The sequence below is a fragment of the Vibrio sp. 2033 genome, assembly GCF_033339735.1.
This window is the reverse complement of the sequence record NZ_JAWOVC010000592.1, coordinates 1-587: the sequence shown is the minus strand read 5'-3', so window position 1 is coordinate 587 and position 587 is coordinate 1. Positions and strand designations below refer to the sequence as shown.

Here is a 587-nt window from a genome sequence, read left to right as displayed (position 1 = left end):
AAATCATATCTTTGGTAAAATATCAGGTTCGCAATATTGCACTAAAATAAGGTACTCACACCGATATGATAGTAAATAGGAATCCATTCGAGCAGTTGCCTAGTCTCGCAATCAATCCTGAAGACTTTGATGTTCTGTACTCTGCAGAAACATTTCGAACTCGTCTTTTAGATGCGATAAGCAAAGCAACGTCACGAATCTACCTAGTCGCTCTATATCTGGAAGATGATGAAGCTGGGCGTGAAATACTCACTGCACTTTACGAAGCAAAGCAGCGTAATCCAGGATTAGACATTAATATCTGTGTTGACTGGCACCGAGCACAACGCGGCCTTATTGGTGCAGAAACATCAGAAGGCAACTCAGCGCTTTATAAAGCGTTTGCTGACCAATACCAACATGCCATCCCTGTTTATGGTATCCCCGTTCGCGGCCGAGAAGTATTTGGTGTACTTCATTTAAAAGGCTTCGTCGTCGACGATACCGTGATTTACAGTGGCGCTAGCCTTAATAACGTTTATTTGCAGTACCATGGTCGCTATCGATTTGATCGCTACCATGTTATTAAGCACAAGTCCCTTGCAGAT

General features: G+C 42.9%; 1 protein-coding gene. It reads left to right on the top strand.

The genetic code is table 11. The features are described 5' to 3' along the window. Nucleotides 1-65 precede the first annotated feature (65 nt). A partial coding sequence (locus R7P74_RS27965; RefSeq protein ID WP_318123935.1) for a phospholipase D-like domain-containing protein occupies nucleotides 66-587 on the top strand: 522 nt, incomplete at its 3' end.